At 38.9% G+C, this 19,274-nt stretch carries 14 protein-coding genes; 5 read left to right on the top strand and 9 right to left on the bottom strand.

Features of this window, described 5'->3' with window-relative positions:
* Window positions 1–369 precede the first annotated feature (369 nt).
* The 3 genes from GHD25_RS17555 (at window position 370) to GHD25_RS17545 (ending at window position 3,021) form a co-directional block, all read left to right on the top strand.
* Window positions 370–567 carry a DivIVA domain-containing protein gene (locus GHD25_RS17555; RefSeq protein WP_164219287.1) on the top strand — a complete coding sequence of 66 codons (198 nt, stop codon included), beginning with the start codon at window positions 370–372 and terminating at the stop codon, window positions 565–567.
* Window positions 568–686: 119 nt separating this feature from the next.
* Entirely contained in the window at window positions 687–1,460 is a 774-nt protein-coding gene (locus GHD25_RS17550) for an AAA family ATPase (protein ID WP_164219285.1), read from the top strand.
* Between the two features lie 148 nt (window positions 1,461–1,608).
* On the top strand, window positions 1,609–3,021 hold the full coding sequence (locus GHD25_RS17545; RefSeq protein WP_164219283.1) for a PQQ-dependent sugar dehydrogenase: 1,413 nt from the start codon (window positions 1,609–1,611) through the stop codon (window positions 3,019–3,021).
* Window positions 3,022–3,032: 11 nt separating this feature from the next.
* Here the strand turns inward: GHD25_RS17545 and GHD25_RS17540 are convergent, their stop codons facing one another.
* From GHD25_RS17540 to GHD25_RS17525, 4 genes are all read right to left on the bottom strand, one after another.
* Entirely contained in the window at window positions 3,033–3,590 is a 558-nt protein-coding gene (locus tag GHD25_RS17540) for a YybS family protein (protein ID WP_164219281.1), read from the bottom strand.
* A gap of 126 nt (window positions 3,591–3,716) precedes the next feature.
* Complete coding sequence (locus tag GHD25_RS17535) at window positions 3,717–4,202, bottom strand: DUF4188 domain-containing protein (protein ID WP_164219279.1); 486 nt, start codon at window positions 4,200–4,202, stop codon at window positions 3,717–3,719.
* A gap of 52 nt (window positions 4,203–4,254) precedes the next feature.
* A complete protein-coding gene (locus GHD25_RS17530) occupies window positions 4,255–4,956 on the bottom strand; it encodes a DUF2306 domain-containing protein (RefSeq protein WP_164219277.1) in 702 nt (233 codons plus the stop codon).
* A gap of 16 nt (window positions 4,957–4,972) precedes the next feature.
* A complete protein-coding gene (locus tag GHD25_RS17525; protein WP_164219275.1) occupies window positions 4,973–5,512 on the bottom strand; it encodes a PadR family transcriptional regulator in 540 nt (179 codons plus the stop codon).
* A gap of 169 nt (window positions 5,513–5,681) precedes the next feature.
* Here GHD25_RS17525 and GHD25_RS17520 point away from each other — a divergent pair, with 169 nt between their 5' ends.
* Window positions 5,682–6,851 (top strand): lactate 2-monooxygenase, encoded by a 1,170-nt coding sequence (locus GHD25_RS17520; RefSeq protein ID WP_164219273.1) that lies wholly within the window; start codon window positions 5,682–5,684, stop codon window positions 6,849–6,851.
* A gap of 72 nt (window positions 6,852–6,923) precedes the next feature.
* Here GHD25_RS17520 and GHD25_RS17515 read toward each other — a convergent pair whose 3' ends face one another.
* From GHD25_RS17515 to GHD25_RS17505, 3 genes are all read right to left on the bottom strand, one after another.
* The gene (locus GHD25_RS17515) at window positions 6,924–7,154 is read right to left on the bottom strand and encodes a DUF3923 family protein (protein ID WP_164219271.1); all 231 of its coding nucleotides are present in this window, start codon (window positions 7,152–7,154) and stop codon (window positions 6,924–6,926) included.
* 454 nt (window positions 7,155–7,608) lie between these two features.
* A complete protein-coding gene (locus tag GHD25_RS17510) occupies window positions 7,609–8,583 on the bottom strand; it encodes an NAD(P)H-dependent flavin oxidoreductase (protein WP_164219269.1) in 975 nt (324 codons plus the stop codon).
* A gap of 382 nt (window positions 8,584–8,965) precedes the next feature.
* Entirely contained in the window at window positions 8,966–9,409 is a 444-nt protein-coding gene (locus tag GHD25_RS17505) for a hypothetical protein (protein WP_164219267.1), read from the bottom strand.
* Window positions 9,410–9,717: 308 nt separating this feature from the next.
* Here GHD25_RS17505 and rlmH point away from each other — a divergent pair, with 308 nt between their 5' ends.
* Window positions 9,718–10,197, top strand: coding sequence for a 23S rRNA (pseudouridine(1915)-N(3))-methyltransferase RlmH (gene rlmH, locus GHD25_RS17500; RefSeq protein ID WP_164219291.1), 480 nt, complete (start codon window positions 9,718–9,720; stop codon window positions 10,195–10,197).
* Window positions 10,198–10,546: 349 nt separating this feature from the next.
* On the opposite strand, the gene GHD25_RS17495 is transcribed toward rlmH, so the two are convergent.
* Together GHD25_RS17495 and GHD25_RS17490 are read right to left on the bottom strand one after the other, a co-directional pair.
* Complete coding sequence (locus GHD25_RS17495; protein ID WP_164219265.1) at window positions 10,547–15,409, bottom strand: DEAD/DEAH box helicase; 4,863 nt, start codon at window positions 15,407–15,409, stop codon at window positions 10,547–10,549.
* Entirely contained in the window at window positions 15,378–18,761 is a 3,384-nt protein-coding gene (locus tag GHD25_RS17490) for a hypothetical protein (RefSeq protein ID WP_164219263.1), read from the bottom strand. Before GHD25_RS17490 ends, GHD25_RS17495 begins: the two co-directional genes overlap by 32 nt.
* Between the last annotated feature and the right edge of the window lie 513 nt (window positions 18,762–19,274).

Below are 19,274 nucleotides of genomic sequence, written 5' to 3'. Positions count from 1 at the left end.
ATTAAGTCTAAATAGAGTATACAACTAATCCCACCTGCATAAGTAGGTGGGATTTATTTGACGCTTACTTTTCAAATGAAGATGAACCTCTTTGGTGACATATAATTGCAGTTTTCTATTAAGCTAATTTAGGCTTATACAAGGATAACCAACTGCTGCTACTGAATTTACTGCAAGGTTATACCTTAATTAGAATGCAATCTATAAAATCCTAAAAGAATTATTTTTATTCCGGCATCAATCCAGCAGAATATCTATTAACTTCATCACTTACTGTGAAACTGACTTTTAATCTCCTTAATAAATGGTACAATAACGGGAGAGAAGTTATGATTTGTTCATTATAGAACTTGAGGTGGGAAGGCAATAATGGGTAAAGTTCAAGTTAATTTATCGTTAAATGACGTGCTTGAAACACGATTCAGGCAATCTTTTCGAGGTTATAACCAAGATGATGTTGATGTATTCCTCGATAAAGTGGTTCAAGATTACGCAGCATTTAACAAAGAGATTGATAGACTGGAACAGGAAGTGGAACAGCTTAAAAAAGGCTATGGCTATAGATAACGCAATAAATGCGCGGAACATGTTTTATTTAAAAACAAATTTGGAAATTGTTTTTATAAAATCCATTTTGATTATCGTTTTCAAAGTGGATTTTTATATTACCATGATACATCGGGGTGATGGCATTGAAATTGAGCCAGGATACACAATACATCAAAAGTGCAGATTTGAAGAGAGATGAAGTGCCTTCGTTTGAAAAATTTCCGTTTCATTTGCCGGCAGTACGGGATTTCCGGAAGCTGCACTTCCATCCAAATGTGACATATATTATCGGGGAAAACGGCATGGGGAAATCAACTTTACTGGAAGGAATCGCCGTAGCTTTAGGCTTTAACCCGGAAGGCGGCACACGGAATTTTAATTTTTCCAGCTATGATTCCCATTCTGTTTTGGATCGATATTTGCGCATTGCCAGGGGAACACGCCGGCCAAAGGATCACTTTTTCTTTAGGGCGGAATCTTTTTATAATGTAGCGACAAATATTGAAGAACTTGATCAGGCACCGGTGCCGGGCGGCGGGAAAATCATCGATTCCTTTGGCGGTACGTCACTCCATGAACAATCACACGGGGAAGCTTTTTTTGCTGCGTTTATCCACCGGTTCCGGGGAAATGGGGTCTACATATTGGATGAGCCGGAATCCGCCCTTTCTCCGCTCAGGCAAATGTCAATGCTGGCGCGCATGCACGAACTCATCCATCAGGGATCGCAATTCATTATTTCCACACACTCCCCAATTCTGATGGCATACCCTGAGGCAAAAATGATGGAACTGACGGATGAAGGGATACAGGAAACGAGGCTGGAGGAGACGAGCCATTATACGGTGATGAAGCAGTTTTTTGATGATCGGGAAAGGATGCTGCATCATTTGCTGGGGGAAGAAGAATAGCACAGGTGCTGTAAATTTTTCGCATTTCATGAATGCTGTCTCTAATAAGGCGTCATCACGAGCCCCCATTTCCGGCATCCTTCTGTACTGATAGCGCAGACCCATTCATATTCTTATAGAAGAATGATATAAGAAGGAGGTCTGTGCCGTGAAGAAGGTGAAAGTACGATTGCGGCCACTGGTAAGCAAGTTAAATTTGCCTGCCGTCATAAAAACAGCAATCCTTCCCGGGGACACGGTGGAAAGATTATTTATTGCCACCCAGGTTGGAGAAATCTTTTACATTGGAGACGGGGAGATGCGCGTCTTTCTCGATATTCGTTCCTCCGTCATTGAATTGGGCACCTCGAATGGCGGATATGATGAGCGGGGATTGCTTGGCTTGGCATTTCATCCTAAGTTTTATAATAATGGTCTGTTTTATCTTCACTATTCTGCAGCCGGTACGCAGGGACCTGGTGCACCTCAGGCATCCTTTGAGCCGGACCCTTGTGATCCCGTAACATTGCATGTTAAGTGGGTGAACAGAGAAACCGAATATGATCATATTGATACAGTGGAAGAGTGGGTTTTACAAGCGAATGGCAAGCCCAAGAAACGCCGGACACTGCTTAATCTAAGAAGGCCGTTTGCAAATCATAATGGGGTCAACAGCTTAAATTTTTCTCCGGAAACAGGAAAACTTATCTTTACCAACGGGGACGGAGGATCGGGCTATGACCCATTTAACTTGAGTCAGGATGATATGGAGATTGCCGGAAAAATAATAGAAATCGATGTTAGTAAGAACAGACACATCAAGCACTCCCCTGTCGTCACACGGTTTAATGAACTCCCGCCAGGCATTCAGGAAATGCTCACGGCAGTCGCCAAAGGGGTACGCAATATGCCAGGAATTACCTTTCAATGGTTTCATGACCGGTATGTGAAATATGTGGGAAATGTCGGTCAGGAAGTGGAAGAGCCCATTTATTCATTTGAAAAATATAAGTCCATCCCGGTGACGCGTCTTGTCCAAGCTGCCTCTACACAATCCAAACCAGACGAGGAAGGATTAATTAACTTTGGCTGGCGGGCGTGGGAAGGAAGCTTTCCTACACCGGTTTTAAGAGAATGTACGAATGATGAGACACTGCTAAAGAAGAACATTGCTTTTTATGATGAAGCGGCAGCACTGTCAGCGATTCGCCTTCGCCCGCTTACGAGTTATTTTCACTATGATGCCAGAGAAGATAAGTTTGCAGGCAACGCACTTACCGGCGTTAAGGCCTATATGGGAAATGACATTCCCGGGTTAACGGGTGCTGTTGTCTTTACCGATTTTTTTAAGACAGGATCTCAGCCGGAGGATAAAGGTACATTGGCCTATACCTTCAGAAGAGCGGATGGAAGACAAAATGACTTCAGTGAAATTCAAGTTGATTATGATTTTGGACCACAGTCGGCCTATTATGTCAGTTTGGGAACGAATTCGAGTCAGACAAAATTATATCTTGGCGTTCACGGCTCCATGAATGTGACTGATCTTCATCAGGGCAGTGTTTTTGAAATCATTCCATAAATTCAGGTAAGCTAAATTATCATCTTAATTCTCCTGAAAATAAGTAAAGCAATGTCAACCCATAGCCAGCTGTAAAGAAAAGAAAAAAATAAAATACCTCCTGCTGCAATGAATGAGAAGGAACCATTGGCAACGGGACCTAAAATGGGGAATTGGAAAATATACAAAAGACTCGTGATTCCCAATGTTAAAAACACCGAGCCGGCAGCGATCATACTTATTCTCTTCCTGAAAAAGTGAAAAGCTGCTCCTATCCCAAGTCCCAGCAACCCTGTTGTAAAGGGGAAAATAATCAGTTCTGTCGGCTCCAAAATAAATAACAGCATGATGGTCAGAAGATAAGACATGATACCAAAAGGAAAAGAAAACATGGAACATAATAATATGGGTGCAGTGGCGAGCGGACTGATAAAAAATCCGATGCCGGGCAAAAATCCGCCAAAAGACTGCAGCATGGCGGCCAAAGATGAGAGGATGGCTGCAAAAACAAGCTTCACTGTTTTTTTATAGTTATGGAATGCCGTTTGGGACAAACGACCCTCATCAGAAATATTTTTTAGGAAATACACTTATTCGCCTCCGATCCATTTATTTGTAATCACTATATGGATATTAATGAGAGGCGGAACTTATTATGAATAGGACGAAAAATAACAGCATACTTAACAACATTGCAGCCGCAATAAGTGAAAATCTTAATTCCCTGCTGTAGTCCGCAGCCGTTTACGGGCGGAATTAAGCTGTGATGTGACAGGGATGTGTTTATTAGCATTAGCCAGCCCGAACAAAGGCATATTCCGGTAAATGCATTCATAGCTCCCTTTTTTTACGTTATAGGTCTCATGGTAAAAGCCGACAGCATCGTTGTTTTCCATTCTTTTGTTAAAATTTCTCCATGCACTCAGGTGCTTCTCCCCTTTTGCATATGCAAGCAGATCTTCCGCGGACCGCCAGTACTGAACCATGAAAGTGGTGCGCAGACCAAAATAGCTTTCCACCGAATGAAACCCTAACTCCTCCTGGTTTTCATAAAGCTCTTTAATCATTCCGGGCATGGCTGAAAAGACAGGGCCCCACTTATGAATAGCCCACCTTTTGTTTACGCGCATGCCAATAAGAAAAACAACAATATCTTCTTCATTTTCCGTCGTGTACCTGCCTGTGAAAATTTTTTTGCCCATGGTTATATCCCCTTTATTTAAAGAATGCATGCAATCATAAAATGTACAGGACCTACTTAACGCCCTGCTTTATCAATCCCTGTCTTTGATATTTATATCTTTCTTTTACTGAAAGGTAGATGATCAGCGGCACAAGCACAATGGCCGGTGCAAACCATAACCAAACAGAAGCTTGATTTAATGCAAATATGCGGGGAGCTCCAAAAACGACAAATGCAGTTACAGTGGAAATGCCGCAGCTTAACATGCCTGTCAGATGTTCCACCCTCCAGCGCAATTTAAAATCAGGCCGGCGCCACCAGTAAGTCATGTGGGATAAAGCCAGAAATACCCCTAACAGAGGAAACCATGTAAGCAGCTGGTCGCCAAGCATCCATCCGTATATGCTCATGAGCACTGCACTCGTGAAAAGGAGGACTGGGAGAAACCAATCGATCCACTCGCGGTGTTTTCCTGCGTGTTTTTTAAATCTCAGCACGCGCAATCCGTACATCGCTGTAGTAAAACTTAACACCGCAATAAACATCAAAAACAGGTAAAAGGAAAACTCTTCTGTGGTCAGCTTTCCTTCAAACCATATTCTGTATAAAGCAAGGTGTATCGATGTACCGCTTATCATAAACATGCTGCCGGTGAAGACCCAGCCCGTTAAGCGATGATAGCGGCCCCCCTTTTTAAACAGGAGCGGCAGCCATAAAAAAATCAGAGCAATAAACCCTGCTGCCACATGCGTTATAATGGATAATGTAATCACTTGTACCGTACCCCCTTCATAGTTTCTTCATGGTTTCCTCACACCAGTCAATCGCAGCTCTAGTCACCCGTTTTCCGTAATCAAGGGTGAATAGCCAATACGGTGCATCCCCCTCTTCACAGCCATCGCCTGAGATCATCATTTCAATCTGCTCATATGTTTCATATTGCGCCTCCAGCTTCTGCTTATATTCCTTCAGCAGAGACGCAGATTGCTCTTTTGACTGATGCCTGCCGAAAAATAATTTCAGCAGCACTTCATTCCGCTCCGCCGGAACATTTTGCAGCGGCGTTTCCAGCCAGTCCTTTAAAGCCCCCTCCCCTTTTGATGTAAGAAAATATGCTTTCCGGTCGGGCTTTCCTTCCCGGGATGCTGTTTCCACTCTGGCCAACCCTTCTTGTTCCAATCGTTTTAACGTCGGGTAAATTTGTCCATAACTGATTTTCCAGAAATGGTTGAGGCTTTGGTCCATGAACTGCTTAATGTCATAGCCTGATCTGTTTCCTGTCGTTAAAATACCAAGGATCGCATAGGTTGTGTCATTGTATTTTTCCAAAAGTAATTCCCCTATCTAAAAGATATGTATCATTTAGATATATAATACGTTAAACAAAATGAAAAGTAAAGATAAATTTGCATAATAGGTAATATTTATAGAAAATTTACAAAAGCATATGGTATCCTACCATCATAGAAAGTCACAATTCATAAAGGGGATATGAGCAATGGAGAATATCGGAAATCTTATTCAGTACCAGATTTATGCCACGATGCATAATCCGGATCCAAACAGGCTGCCGGTAATCACGGAAGAGTGGGAAAAGCTTGCACGGGAAAAGCTGGAGGACGGTCCTTATTATTATATTGCAGGCGGTGCCGGAGCAGAGAAGACCATGGAGGCAAATTTGAAAGCGTTTACGGACTGGCAAATCATTCCGCGCATGCTGCGTAATGTAGACAAGCGCGACCTGTCGGTAAACATATTTGGACAAACGTATCCTTTCCCTGTATTACAGGCCCCGATTGGCGTACAATCGATCATCCATGAAGAGGGAGAGATCGGCTCGGCAAAAGCTTCTGCGGAAATGGGCGTACCCTACATAGCAAGTTCCGCATCCACGGTCCCCATGGAAAAAATAGCAGAAGCAATGGGAGACGCACCGCGCTGGTTCCAGCTCTATTGGAGCAGAGACCCGGAGATCGCAGCAAGCTTTTTAAAACGAGCCGAGGCATCCGGCTACTCCGCCATTGTCGTCACATTGGACACCCCGATGATGGCATGGCGGGAGTATGATTTGAAGAATGTGTACCTGCCATTTTTGGCCGGGGAAGGTGTAGGAAACTATTTTACGGACCCGGCATTCCAGGCAAAGCTGGATGCCCCGATAGAGGCTGATCCCCAGGGCGCCATTATGCATTGGACAAGGATTTTTGGAAATACAAGCCTTACTTGGGATGATCTCTCCTTTTTACGGGAGCACACAAAACTGCCGATTATTTTAAAAGGGATCATGCATCCGGATGATGCCAAAATGGCAATTGAGAAAGGTGTGGACGGCATTATTGTATCCAACCATGGCGGGCGTCAGGTCGATGGCGCTGTTGGCGCGTTGGAAGTACTGCCTGAAGTGGCAGAAGCAGTTGGAGATAAAGTGCCGGTATTAATGGACAGCGGAATCCGCCGAGGGTCGGACATCATGAAAGCCATGGCACTTGGTGCAAAAGCAGTACTGGTGGGAAGGCCGCTGATGTATGGTCTGGCAGTGGCAGGACAGAAAGGCGTAAAGGAAGTGCTGCAAAATATGCTGGCAGACTTGGATATTACGATGGGATTGACCGGGCAGAGCAAAGTGAGTGAGCTGGATGAATCACTGCTGAGGAAATTGGATGGATGATGGTGGGAGCGGCTTTTGGGCCGCTTCCTCTACTTATGTTTAGCTATGAAAAGGCATAATGAGGCTTTAGCTCTAAGCTCTGTTACTGTCCGTTCTCAAATTAATAATCAGCCAAACCACCTGAATAATTAATGGAATGATAAACCCAATCAATAAAATAACAAATGCAATTAATCTCAGCTCAGGTGTTTGCACAGCACCAGTCCCATCAACTTCTCTCAGCCAGATAATAGCTGAGCCTAATACAAACATGACAAACCAGAATATACTGCAAATCCACCAGAAAATCCATCGTTTTTTCACATTATCATTCCTTTTGCATGCTTTAACTAAAATGAATTTATGCTATATTTTAGTCCAAACTAAGCAGCGCCAATGCCCCGATCGTTGTTATAATAAGAATGAAAGAAACCGTCATCCATATCGTATTTTTCTCTGTAACCTTGTTATCTTTTATCTTCTTTAACAAGGAGACTAAATTCACACAGAAAATAATGCCATAAACGGGTAATAAATAAAGTCCTAAAACAGCATACAATTGGAAAAAAATAATATCACAACCTATAACATTTTCATTCTTTGAGATTCCTTTTTAGCAGCTTCTATGTGCTGCTTCATTGGGTTCTTCAGCTATTTTTTTAATAAACCACCAGCAAAATCGCTGTGGCCATCGTCATCATCAACGGTACTTAGCAAACATACATTGAAAGTGTTTACCCCCCTTCCTGAGAAAATCCCTGGGGTAAACATTCCATCTTTAGGAAAATACGCTGCTCGCCTTCAGCAATCCATCTCTTGCATCGATATATTCCTGGTGCAGCCTATCCACATATGCTGCTGCACTTGTCACCTCATCCACTGCACCTATCCCCTGGCCGCTTCCCCAAATATCCTTCCAGGCCTTGACGTCCGTGTCTGTGCCAAAGCTCATTTTAGACGGGTCGCTTTCCGGAAGAGCTTCAGGATCCAGGCCAGCTTCCCGGATAGATGGCTTCAGATAGTTTCCATGGACACCCGTAAATAAATTGCTGTACACAATATCATCTGACGTGCCTTCCACGATCATTTGCTTGTACTCCTCAGATGCTCTTGCTTCATGCGTAGCGATAAATGGTGAGCCAATATAAGCGAAATCCGCTCCCATTGCCTGTGCAGCCAAAATTGCCTTTCCATTGGCGATAGAACCAGACAGCGCCAGCGGACCGTCAAACCATGCGCGTATCTCCTGTACTAAAGCAAATGGGCTTTTGCTTCCGGCATGTCCTCCTGCGCCTGCAGCAACGGCAATAAGGCCATCTGCCCCCTTTTCAATGGCTTTATTGGCAAACCTATTATTGATCACATCATGCAATACGATGCCGCCATAGCTGTGGGCAGCCTGATTTACTTCCTCCCGGGCTCCGAGAGAAGTGATGGTGATGGGAACCTTGTACTTTACGCACAGCTCCATATCCCGCTCCAGCCGGTCATTGGATCTATGTACGATTTGATTAATCGCAAAAGGCGCTGCCGGGCGATCCGGATTTTTCTTGTTATAATCATCCAGCGTCTCGGTGATCTCAGCCAGCCACTCATCCAGCTGGGAGGCCGGTCTGGCATTTAACGCCGGCATGGAACCTACAATTCCGGCCTTGCACTGTTCAATGACAAGCTTTGGATTACTGATAATAAACATGGGTGATCCAATAACAGGAATCCTTAAATTATTAAGAATGGATGGTATGTTTGACAATTTTAGTTCCCCCAATTTCAAAATTTGTGTGTGAAATAATCATATTTATTTGCAGTAAGAAAGAGAAATCGTTTTCAATAATCCTTCTAATTAGTAATACTATATTACCAGGATAATAGTCAAACAATTTCCAGGAATGGTAAAAATGCATTATTTGGATACTTGTGATGTTTAAATCTTTGATGGGATTTGGATTTAAGTAAGATTACTAGATTTCTTTATGTGTTTTGACCCGGGTGCAATAAGTTTGCAGCTTCTGCAGATTTGTTAAATACACAGCACTCAATTCTGCCGTTGTGTAATGATCCACCTCGTCAAATGCGTCTACACGTCAGGATATGAATTTACTGCGCCCGGTAATTGGATATAAAACCATGCCGGTTTAGCTGTTCACCGGCTCTTCGGCAGTTTCCGCTGCAGGCTGGAATTGAATACGGCAGCCACCCTTTGTATTTTTGCCCATAACGGCAAGAATGTATTTACTTTTTTGAGGTACAAAGGAAACCTTACCTTTTTCACTCTCTTTAAATTCTTTGTCGATAATTATTTCTTTTCCCATTTTAATGGATAATACAACAGACCCCTCTTCCACTTCCACATCATAATGAAGTTCTGTCTGCTGACCCGGCTTTAAGGAAAACAAATAGTTGTTGCCACCGTTGTACTTTCCATAGCTAAGGCGGAGTGTTCCTTTGGTGCTGCTGTGATCAAATACAAATTTATGCCTGATAACCGGAAAGCGGACGTTCCGGATATAGCCCTTTTCATACAATATGTACACGATCCCAAGCACGATGATAATACCTATCAGATTCGTAAAGTCCATTGTTCTTTCCCCCAAATTTTATTTCTTTATGTGATATTTTACCATAAGAAATACAGGAAAAAAGTCATTTTTATAAATACTCCGCTAAAGCTGGCGGGTATTAGTCCATATTAGGTGAAGGGAAAGTAGCGATGAAGCTGTTCCTTCCATTCTGCATGAAGTAAATTAAGTACTTCTTTTCAGTTCTGAGGCTGCTTGGTATTCAGTGAAGAAATTACTAATATTTTTCACCTTAAGAAGGATACGACAGCATAATAAATTGTGGTAAACTAAAAATAAATTTTATAGTGAAGGTTGGACAGGAAAATATGAAAATCACCATCGTCTCAGTCGGAAAACTGAAGGAGAAGTACTTGAAACAAGGCATCCAGGAGTATTTGAAGCGGCTGGGAAATTACGCCAAAGTGGAGATAATTGAAGTTACAGATGAAAAGGCCCCGGAAAGCATGAGTAAAGGTGAAATGGAAGCGGTAAAACGAAAGGAAGGAACGCGGATTTTAAGCCATGTCAGCCAGGATGCATATGTGATTACGCTGGAGATCGGTGGTAAAATGCTGAGTTCGGAGCAGCTGGCAGCGAAAATAGATGAGCTTGCGACGTATGGGAAAAGCAAAGTGGTCTTTGTGATTGGCGGTTCGCTGGGGATCAGCAGAGAAGTTCAGGAGCGGAGTGATTTGGCATTGTCTTTTTCCAAGTTGACTTTTCCCCATCAGTTGATGCGGCTGGTTTTGCTGGAGCAGGTTTATCGGGGGTTTCGGATATTAAGGGGGGAACCGTATCATAAGTAGGGGTGGCTTTTCACTAATCATGTTGCTAGTGATAGATTGTCTACTTGTAAAATTAAAGATATAAAACAAGTGTAGATATTGATATCTGCACTTTAAAAATATCTATAAATGCACCAATAATAGTTGACCATAAACTTTCTGGATCTTTAGCTTTTGAGGAAACTTTTTTGATAATTGATTAAACTTATTAACAGATCAAAAAATTAATAGTTGTTCTCTTGTGACTAATTATGGTTTACATATTTTTTAAGTGGTTTTCCTATCTTTCTTTAGAGGCTTTAATGATTAAGTTATTTGAGAAGCTGCCATAAATATTATTCATAGCAGCTAGCTCGTATAACTGGAATAATTAATTTGTTGCATATGTTAATTCTAGGTTTGTACAAATATTCTTTAATAAATCAATTGCAGTCCCTCTAGATAAATAATCATGTGCATATTGATTCAAATAATTTTTTAAACACCCATAACAACTTGTTTCCAGCCCACATGAACACATTTCCAAGATATTCAAGCTTTCCTTTAATGTAAGGTTCAGTTGTCCATAAATTTCCTTCATATAGCCGGCTCCACCTGGAACTTTATCATATAAAATGATGGACGGGTTTACTTGATTTTTATAATGTACCACACCATCAATGTCATTACGATCAATACCTAGTGCGATACTTGCTCCGTTTAGAATGGCATACAATAAGGATTCCCACGGCCATCCTTCTATTTGATGGCCTTTAATTTGGTAATTCTCCAACTCTAATTCAAGCACGTCGCTCATAAACTCATGACCAAGATGGATTGGTTTCGACTCATATTTACCCGTACAGTCGCCGCCGCTTGGTGTTTTATGTTTTGATGGCTTTTTTCGGCCGCCTTTGATAACACTACCGCATACATTACATAAGTGATAGCCTTTTCCTTTTGCTGAGTTGACAACAGCAAGTTTTCCAAATGGTGAATATTTTGCGCTTAAGGTAAATTCCTTTAAAACCTCCTTATTTTCTAGTTCTTTATTCTCTCCTTGAGTTGAAAAGTCATATTCTGAAAAGAACACGCGGGATCGAAATTCTTTTAGCGGTTTTCTTTCCCCTGCTTTTCCTTTTTTGGAAGCCACAAACCCAAATGACGGTACTATCATTTTATTAATAGGAATAAGTTCACCACAGGATTCACAATTCATTTGATGCTCATCAAAGTTTGGATCATTTTCATTCAGCATATTATAATAGTTACAGTTTTTGCATTCCGAATAATATTTTCTAGTTAATTCAAATCCCCGAATAAACCGAAGACCTACACTCTCAAAAATATTGCCATTAGCGATGATTTGCGAACCTGGAGCATATTCCGATACTGCCAACGTCAAATCACGGTTTAAACGTATCTTTTCTGCTTCCTTATCAATAATTTGCATTTCAACAACATCCACCGGGAATCCGTATTTCGGTAAAATATTATGTTTGGAAAAATAGGAAATTAGTGATTCAGATAACTGTGTTTTAATTAGTCTTCGGAAAACATCTACTGACCCGCTGTCTTTTTTAAAGTTTCTTTCTGCCAATTCCCGTAATTGCCTTAAGTTATCATAGTACATTGTGGTGACTTTTTGCAGAAGACTATCACTGCTATTCGTTATCATTAGTTCTTTCGACCAACCCCAATTTTCAGTGTCCATTTCATTTTTGGCGGAAACCGGAATAATATTATTAATCGAATTCATTAGTTCCTTAGGTTTCTCATTTAAAAACTCTGTTAACAAATGCTGTCCTGATTCTGATTGATTCTCATCTTCTAAGAAGAATTTTTCAATTTTTCCGAAGTAATCTGAATTCCTCCTGAAAAACTGTGACAATATAACGGAATGAATATGTCGCTGAATAATCTTTTTATTATCCATTGTAAATATTGGGGGCTTCACAATTCCTGCAATCATATCCTCAGGTTTTTCATAGAAGGTTAAATCATGTGAACGTCTATTGGCGTACGTTAACACAAATGCAACAGATGATTTTCTTCGACCGGCACGGCCAGCGCGCTGTATATAGTTTGCTGTATCGGGTGGTACGTTACGCATAAACACGGATTCCAAGTCACCAACGTCCACTCCCATTTCAAACGTAGTCGAACAGCTCAATACATTGATTTTACCTTTTACGAAGTCATTCTGATAATTCATCGCCGTTTCCGGGCTTAGTTGTGCCGTGTGCTCCTTAACTGACATCGGTATCGGTATTATCTCTTCATACAACTTTCTATAATGATTAAATTCTGACTGTGGATTGAAAACTTCCAGCGTACCTATACAGTCATTCTTTGGGCACACCTCACTGACATTTCTACTCGATAAAATTCCACAAGTTCCACAGCGGTAAGTGCTCTCTACTTTACTAATTCTCCAGTATTGATAGGACATAATTTTGTTACCTTTATGCTCTGTAAAATAGTTCGGTAAAATTTGGTCGGTTGCTATAAAACTTTCCCATATATCTTGCAGGCACTTCTGGGCTTTCTTTTTACTTTCTACTTCTGAAAAGCCTTTCCTTTTATAAACCCGCATCAGATAATCCAAACGTTTGTTAAAACGATTAGTTGGCAGCCATGACATTACATTCGTTTCTGATTGGGATTGTTTTTTATTCATACTAACCTGCCTATTTTTTGGGGAAAACGTTTGATCTTTAGGATCTGATTCACTAGGATGTTGCATCGCATTATAATAACGGAACGAGTCAAATAGAACGTTAAATAAATCAATTACTTCATCTCCGGAAATGTCAAGCTGTTCTCCGATAAGTTCCTTGTTATTCATCATTACTTGAGGGAGTTCAACTTTAATATCAATCAGTCCAACTCCTTCCAAAGAATTTCGTTCTTCCCCTTTAATCAACTCACGCATAACATACTGTTGAGCCTCTTTTTTCCGTTCTACCCTGTCCATTGCATTACTATAGATTTTTTGTTTTTCCGCAAGCTTTATCAACTTTGTTGTTATGGTTTCTACACTGAGAGATTGTTCCTCAGATTCCGCTAGGACCGTATATATAAGGTTTTTCCAAACAATATGCTTATAAGTGCTTTCTAAATACGGACTAAAATAAGCTGCGGACTGCCTAGAGTCCGAGAAAATTAGTAGTTTTTGGGGATCATACATAACTTCTTTTGGCTTTTCTAATGTATTATTGCTAGCCAAAAAGCCGAATCTACTATTCTTCATATTTACAGTGGACTCTTGATTTAATTTTTCTTCCCGCTTTCCGCCTTTTACTAATTGTTGGTAGAGAGAAGTTGATAATACACTCGTCGCCCCGTCCTGTCCTAATATGAACTGGCGGATTGGATTACTACTGCGTTTCCCGCAATTATTACACTTCGAATGTTTATCAAACTCAACAGCTTCTTTTCGAAGTAATATTTTTTTTATACTTTTACCTTTCTCACAACACTCAGAGGATGCGTTATTGCCTTTTATGTAAATAGATGAACAACATGGGCAAAGTTCATACAGCAAGTCTTCAGCAGTGTGTTCGCCTTCTAATAATTCTTCATCTTCATCATATACATTTTCTTTACTAATGTTGTTAACAATCATATAAGCAAAAAAGCGAACGTTTTCATCTGATTGGTTACTCTGCTGCTGTATCAATTTACCGTCTTTCTCTTCCCCGATGAGATGAGGTTGGCCACAACTATTACATACCCCTAGTTCGAAAAAAGGATGCTTCGTTTCTTCATCATATTTTTTAGTTTCCACAGAAAAATTAATATCTGGGTAAAACTGGACAAATGCTCCCTCAATGGAACGAATAAAGGCGTGATATCTGGCAGGCAACAGAGGTTCATCAGATTCATTTCCTTTAGCCTTCACAGCCAATTCCACCAACTTAATAAGGTTTTCTTCTAAATGATCGGGATGAATATTATTCCCTTGCAGGAGCATCTTATTATGAATCATATTAATGACAGTTGTTAACTTTTTTGGCTTGTCAGAAAGGGTTTCCCTTAAAAGAAATAAATTACTGTCATGTTTTAATAGTTCGTATATCAAGCGATATGGATTTTTTTCGTAGTTATTGACACTTACATTATTTATACCGAATTCCGGTAACTTTATTATATCAGCATCTGTGACTTCCTCTTTATTTAACAATTGTAGTAACCATGTATAGATATCCCAGTTAGGTTGATATATTTGTTGGTAATAATCACTATAAGAAATCCTGTCTGCCTCAATTATTGATGACAAAGAATTATGTTTATACGTAAAAGACTCATCGAATAAGTTTTCCGCAAATTGAACCACTTTTTCCTTCGCCTTTTTCCCTGAACCTAATGTTGCACTTGTAGCAATACACTGTAAAGAACCTCGAAATGGTCTATTCTTTAAAACCCGATCCTTTAACCTTCGCAGTAGCATACCGATCTCAATACCTTTTGCCCCGTTATAAGTATGCGCCTCATCAAGTACGATATACTTCCAGTCGTTTGCAAAGCCACCATCAAAAAACGGTGTATCATCCGGTCGAAGTAATAAGTATTCTAACATTGCATAGTTTGTGACTAATATGTTTGGAGGTGTCTCTCGCATTTCCTTTCTGGATAGCAATTCATTAGGCAGAAGTTTTTCATCCTTATTAATATGCTTAAATGTTTCTGTTGCTTTTCTAGGGTCTTCCTTGGTTTCCCCTGTATACCTTCCAAAGGTTATTTCAGGATTGTTCTCCAATAACGTTCTTAACCTTTTCATTTGGTCGTTTGCTAATGCATTCATTGGATAAACGAACAATGCCCTAACACCAGGGTTGAGTGTTCCATTTTCAAACTCCTCAAACAAAGAGTTCATAATTGGGAGCATAAAACTTTCCGTTTTACCACTACCGGTACCTGTAGCCACAATGAAGTTCTTTCCTTCTGCAGCATGTTCCACTGCTTTTACCTGATGCGAGTAAAGTTTTCTATTCACTGGAAGAGCTTCCTGATTTACTTTATTAAACCGCCGAGAAAGTAACCCGCTGTCCATCAAATCCTGTACAGACTTTGATTTCTTATAGGGTGCAGTAACTTCTAGATATGGTCCTTGTGAAAATTTATTTTTATTTCCTATTTCCTCTTCAAACTTACGCATCAATCCCGGATCGTTGATATAGAACGATGTCTTCAAATAATCGAGGTATGCGTTTTCAATTTCAACTTTTCCATTTAAAGGATGAATACTCACGAGCTTTACTCCTTTCTTTATTCAAATGTCTGGTTTTTATAAGCATTTCGTAATACCCTGATATATACACTAAATCGTGTGTTAACCATGCCTTATCTGTTTCAAGAATCTTTTTTGTGACACTGCGGATTCCTTTTCGTTCCTCATCTGAAAAGGATATTTCTGATATACTCAACAATCGGTTTAACAATGCGACTTTTGCAATCAAGTAGGGATAAGTATTTCCGGGTAAATTGTCTAGTTGATAATCCCGCTTATCTATCTCTTTAAAAAGCCGATAATCAAATTTATTCTTCTCTTTCTTTTGCTGATAGACATTAGTGATATACATGTAATTATCTTCAAGTAATTGAACAATCTTTTGTCGGTAATTACTATTCACTTTCATTTTTTTAATAAATTCAATATGTGCCTGTGTAACACTAAAATCCTGGATTACCGAATGATCTAATTGCATTTGCTGAAGCATAATATTTAGCTGTGTACCATTGTTTTGAGCAATCATTTGCATGGCAATTTTATCACCGAAGTAGTTTTTATTTGTGTTTTGAACGTCATCTATCACCTGTTGGTTTACATCAGTAGCTAATGTGGATCTCAATGAACTATAATCCCATTCTGCAAATCCAGCTAATAGCAATAAAATCTCAATCATTTCTCTGTCTTCGTCTGGGTTTTGGACCAAATCAATAAGTAAATCTATATTTCTTATACCGAAGTCGCAACATGCATCGTAGTCCTCTGTTAGTAAAGATACATATTTAGGCCCCATTTGTTTTATTGCGTGAACCAATTGCTCGAATTCCTCGGATTCAAATTCATATTCAAGACCATCCTTGTCATGTAGCAATGTCAACTCCGATAACGTATAGGGTGTATCAACTTTTATAACTTGGTACTGACCATGCTTATAACTTGGTTGATTATCTTTATCGTCCAGCAGGAACGCAAAGGGATTATTATTTTTTTCCAACCATTCAAGCAAATAATAGCCGGAACCTCCATTGTTGAGCGTAAATTTAGTCTGGCCCTTCGATAGATCAAACTTTTGATTTGCCTTTGTAGGTTCATCCAGCTTCCAAATTTTTAACTGCATATTTTCCTGCGAAAAGCTTTCTTCCCACTTCATTTCTATTGATTCATGGTCATAGGAATAATTAAAGTTGGTAACCTTCCAATTATTATCAATAAATAAAAAAGGACGATATTCCGTTTCAATTGGATCAATTTTGCAATATAACTCTACACTGTATTTGTCATGTACATCACTAAAATAACTTAAAGGTATCGTGACCTTCTTACCGATTCTGACTGATTTATGAATATACTTATCCGCCGTTTTACTTTTTAACGTAATTTCAAATTTTTCACTATTATATTTATTCAATGACGGGTTTTCTAAATCTATTACTAAACGTGCCTTTTCTAAGTTTATTTCAGTTTTATCCGTCATTGTACCTGATTGAAAGATACTATTCTGATAGATAATCTTGGCATCGTATGGTTTTGTATATAGAACCAAGGGCAAGGATGTATCTGTTTTATCATTTGTGAATTGGATTACTATTTTATACTGATCTATTGAACACTTCATACTAAAATCAATAAATTGACCCCGTTTCAATTTTTGAAACATATTTATATTTTCTGGCCAGATAACCTCAGCATTATAAGAAGAGGGTACATGAAATTGAATAGACTTTAGTTTTTTTCGTTTCATAAATAAATCCTGATGTACCCTTACATTTATGTTTTCACCCATAATAAAATTAAACGTTATATCTGTACCAAGAGGTCCATAAAGCATTAATTCAAATTCTCCAAAGCCTGTATCCTGAATTACTTCTGAAGATTTTAAGGGAATACGGACATCACCATTGACTGTAAATGTCTTATCCATATCAACAATCGAAAAACTTTCACTTTCGCCTGTACCTTTTGAGAATAGCTTTAGATGCCAATCAAATTTATTCATAAAAAACGGTGTGAATTCTTTCGGAACTATAAGAATTGGAGCTTTTTCATAAACCGTAAAGCGTTCATGCCCAATGTTATCCAATAGCTTCCCTGATAAATAAGGTAAGCTATCTTTATTGCTTAATACTATAACATGATTCCCCATAACTATTTCTTCCGTATGTGTTGCTTCAACTTCAATAAGGCTATAACCCCTCCAGGTTTGATTCATATTATAATGGTAGGTTTGTGAGTTCCAACTAGAAATATCTTTTATGTAATCATTAGATGCTACCATTTGTAATTCTTTAAATGGTTTATTGATATCAACCAGTTGCTCATTTGTTTTCGGATGAAAAAATAGTATGTTTTCCTGATTAAATACAAACTCTGTTTCAAGGTTATTGTTATAATACAACTCTACAGAGTATTGATATTTCGGCATTATCACATAATCTTTTTGAAATTCCTCTACTAAAAACTCATTAACCCCGCCGGATAATTCTATCTTAACTGTACTTATTTCATGCGATTCCAATGTCTGTTTATTTGTAATAACCCACTTAACGTCATTTATTGATGAATTCTTTTGTTTAATAATTGGCAGATGGATTACAACTTTTAAAGCAGCAGGATTTAAACGTAATTTAGGGTGCGCAATCGGGTTTTTATTCCTATAAGTATGTTCTGCATTTTCTTTAAGATATTTGTCCATACCTTTTAACAGATGATCCGGTAGGTATCCTAAATTATTTTTATAAAAAGGTTTATGTTGTTCTTTCCATAGTTTGAGTATTCGATTTATTAGGTTTATGGAAACTTCATCTCCTAATTTAATAAAATCAATTACTCCTTTAAATAAATGATAGGTTTTTATAAGTGAATTGGAATTAATTTTTATTAACTCATATATTTCATATGCATCCAAGTCATTTTCTGCAGCTGGAATGATGACATTCCGAATAAAAATAGCAACATTTTTTTGGGGGATTCCAGCATGACCTAAGATATTATTAAGGTATTTCTGTGTCCGATTTTGATCAAAAACCTTCAGTTCTTTTTTTTTGATCGTTTCCAAAAACAAATTCTTCCAAAGCCCCGTATCTTTAATTATTATGTACCTTCTAAAGTGGTCCCAGAAATTCCCGTCATATTTAAATATTGCAAGGTATACGGTGCACGCTAAACAAGAAAAGGGATATTTAGACCATAAACTCTTCACCATATACTTTTGGTCGGATGAATCCAGTGGTACCTCAAACGCTTTAATTAGATACTCTAGTTCCTTTCCTCTCAAGTGCATCTGACTGATAATGGTTATGTTTTGGGCTCTTTTAAGCAAAATTGGTTCTATTTGTTTTAAATTCATGCCTTCTACAATGTTTAGCTTAGCCAAATTATCCACCTCCCTTTATAACCTGTTCTTTTATTCCTAAGTATATTTTACCATATTTTAATATACTAATAGCAGTCAATATACATTTAAAAACGTTTTTTAAATTTTGAATTTAAAAGGTATACCTTCATGATAAAGGAATTATCGAACAGTTCCAAGGGATCATCTAAAGAGAATGTAAATTCTTTGAATGGAGTGGAAGGTTGCTTTTAACTTTAAGTGCTTAAATTTATTACAACATAATCCTGCACAATATTATGTATGCCGAAGCTAATCTAATTGCAAATTTGTTATACTGTAGGAGTTAAGACTTATTTTTAAAAAATTAGATATGTGTCTATTTTTCTGGGGAAAAGCTAGTGCGAAAAGTTAAATATCAATACATTGATTATTGGTATAGTAGACAAGAAGGGGAAATCTGGTGCAGTTTTTTCAAAGGTGTTCCAAAACTCAGACTCCCTTAGCATCGCTTCGACGACTTTGAAGTAATTAGTAAATGAAAATTAAGGTATA

This window comes from Virgibacillus aidingensis, from assembly GCF_010994035.1.
Lineage (GTDB): Bacteria > Bacillota > Bacilli > Bacillales > Amphibacillaceae > Virgibacillus_N.
The sequence above is the reverse complement of the archived record's forward strand: the minus strand, read 5'-3'. Positions and strand labels throughout refer to the sequence as shown.

Coding starts and splice junctions, on each gene's coding strand:
- GHD25_RS17555 (WP_164219287.1), top strand. CDS start 370: ATGGGTAAAGTTCAAGTTAATTTATCGTTAAATGACGTGCTTGAAACA.
- GHD25_RS17550 (WP_164219285.1), top strand. CDS start 687: ATGGCATTGAAATTGAGCCAGGATACACAATACATCAAAAGTGCAGAT.
- GHD25_RS17535 (WP_164219279.1), bottom strand. CDS start 4,202: ATGGGCAAAAAAATTTTCACAGGCAGGTACACGACGGAAAATGAAGAA.
- GHD25_RS17520 (WP_164219273.1), top strand. CDS start 5,682: ATGGAGAATATCGGAAATCTTATTCAGTACCAGATTTATGCCACGATG.
- GHD25_RS17505 (WP_164219267.1), bottom strand. CDS start 9,409: ATGGACTTTACGAATCTGATAGGTATTATCATCGTGCTTGGGATCGTG.
- rlmH (WP_164219291.1), top strand. CDS start 9,718: ATGAAAATCACCATCGTCTCAGTCGGAAAACTGAAGGAGAAGTACTTG.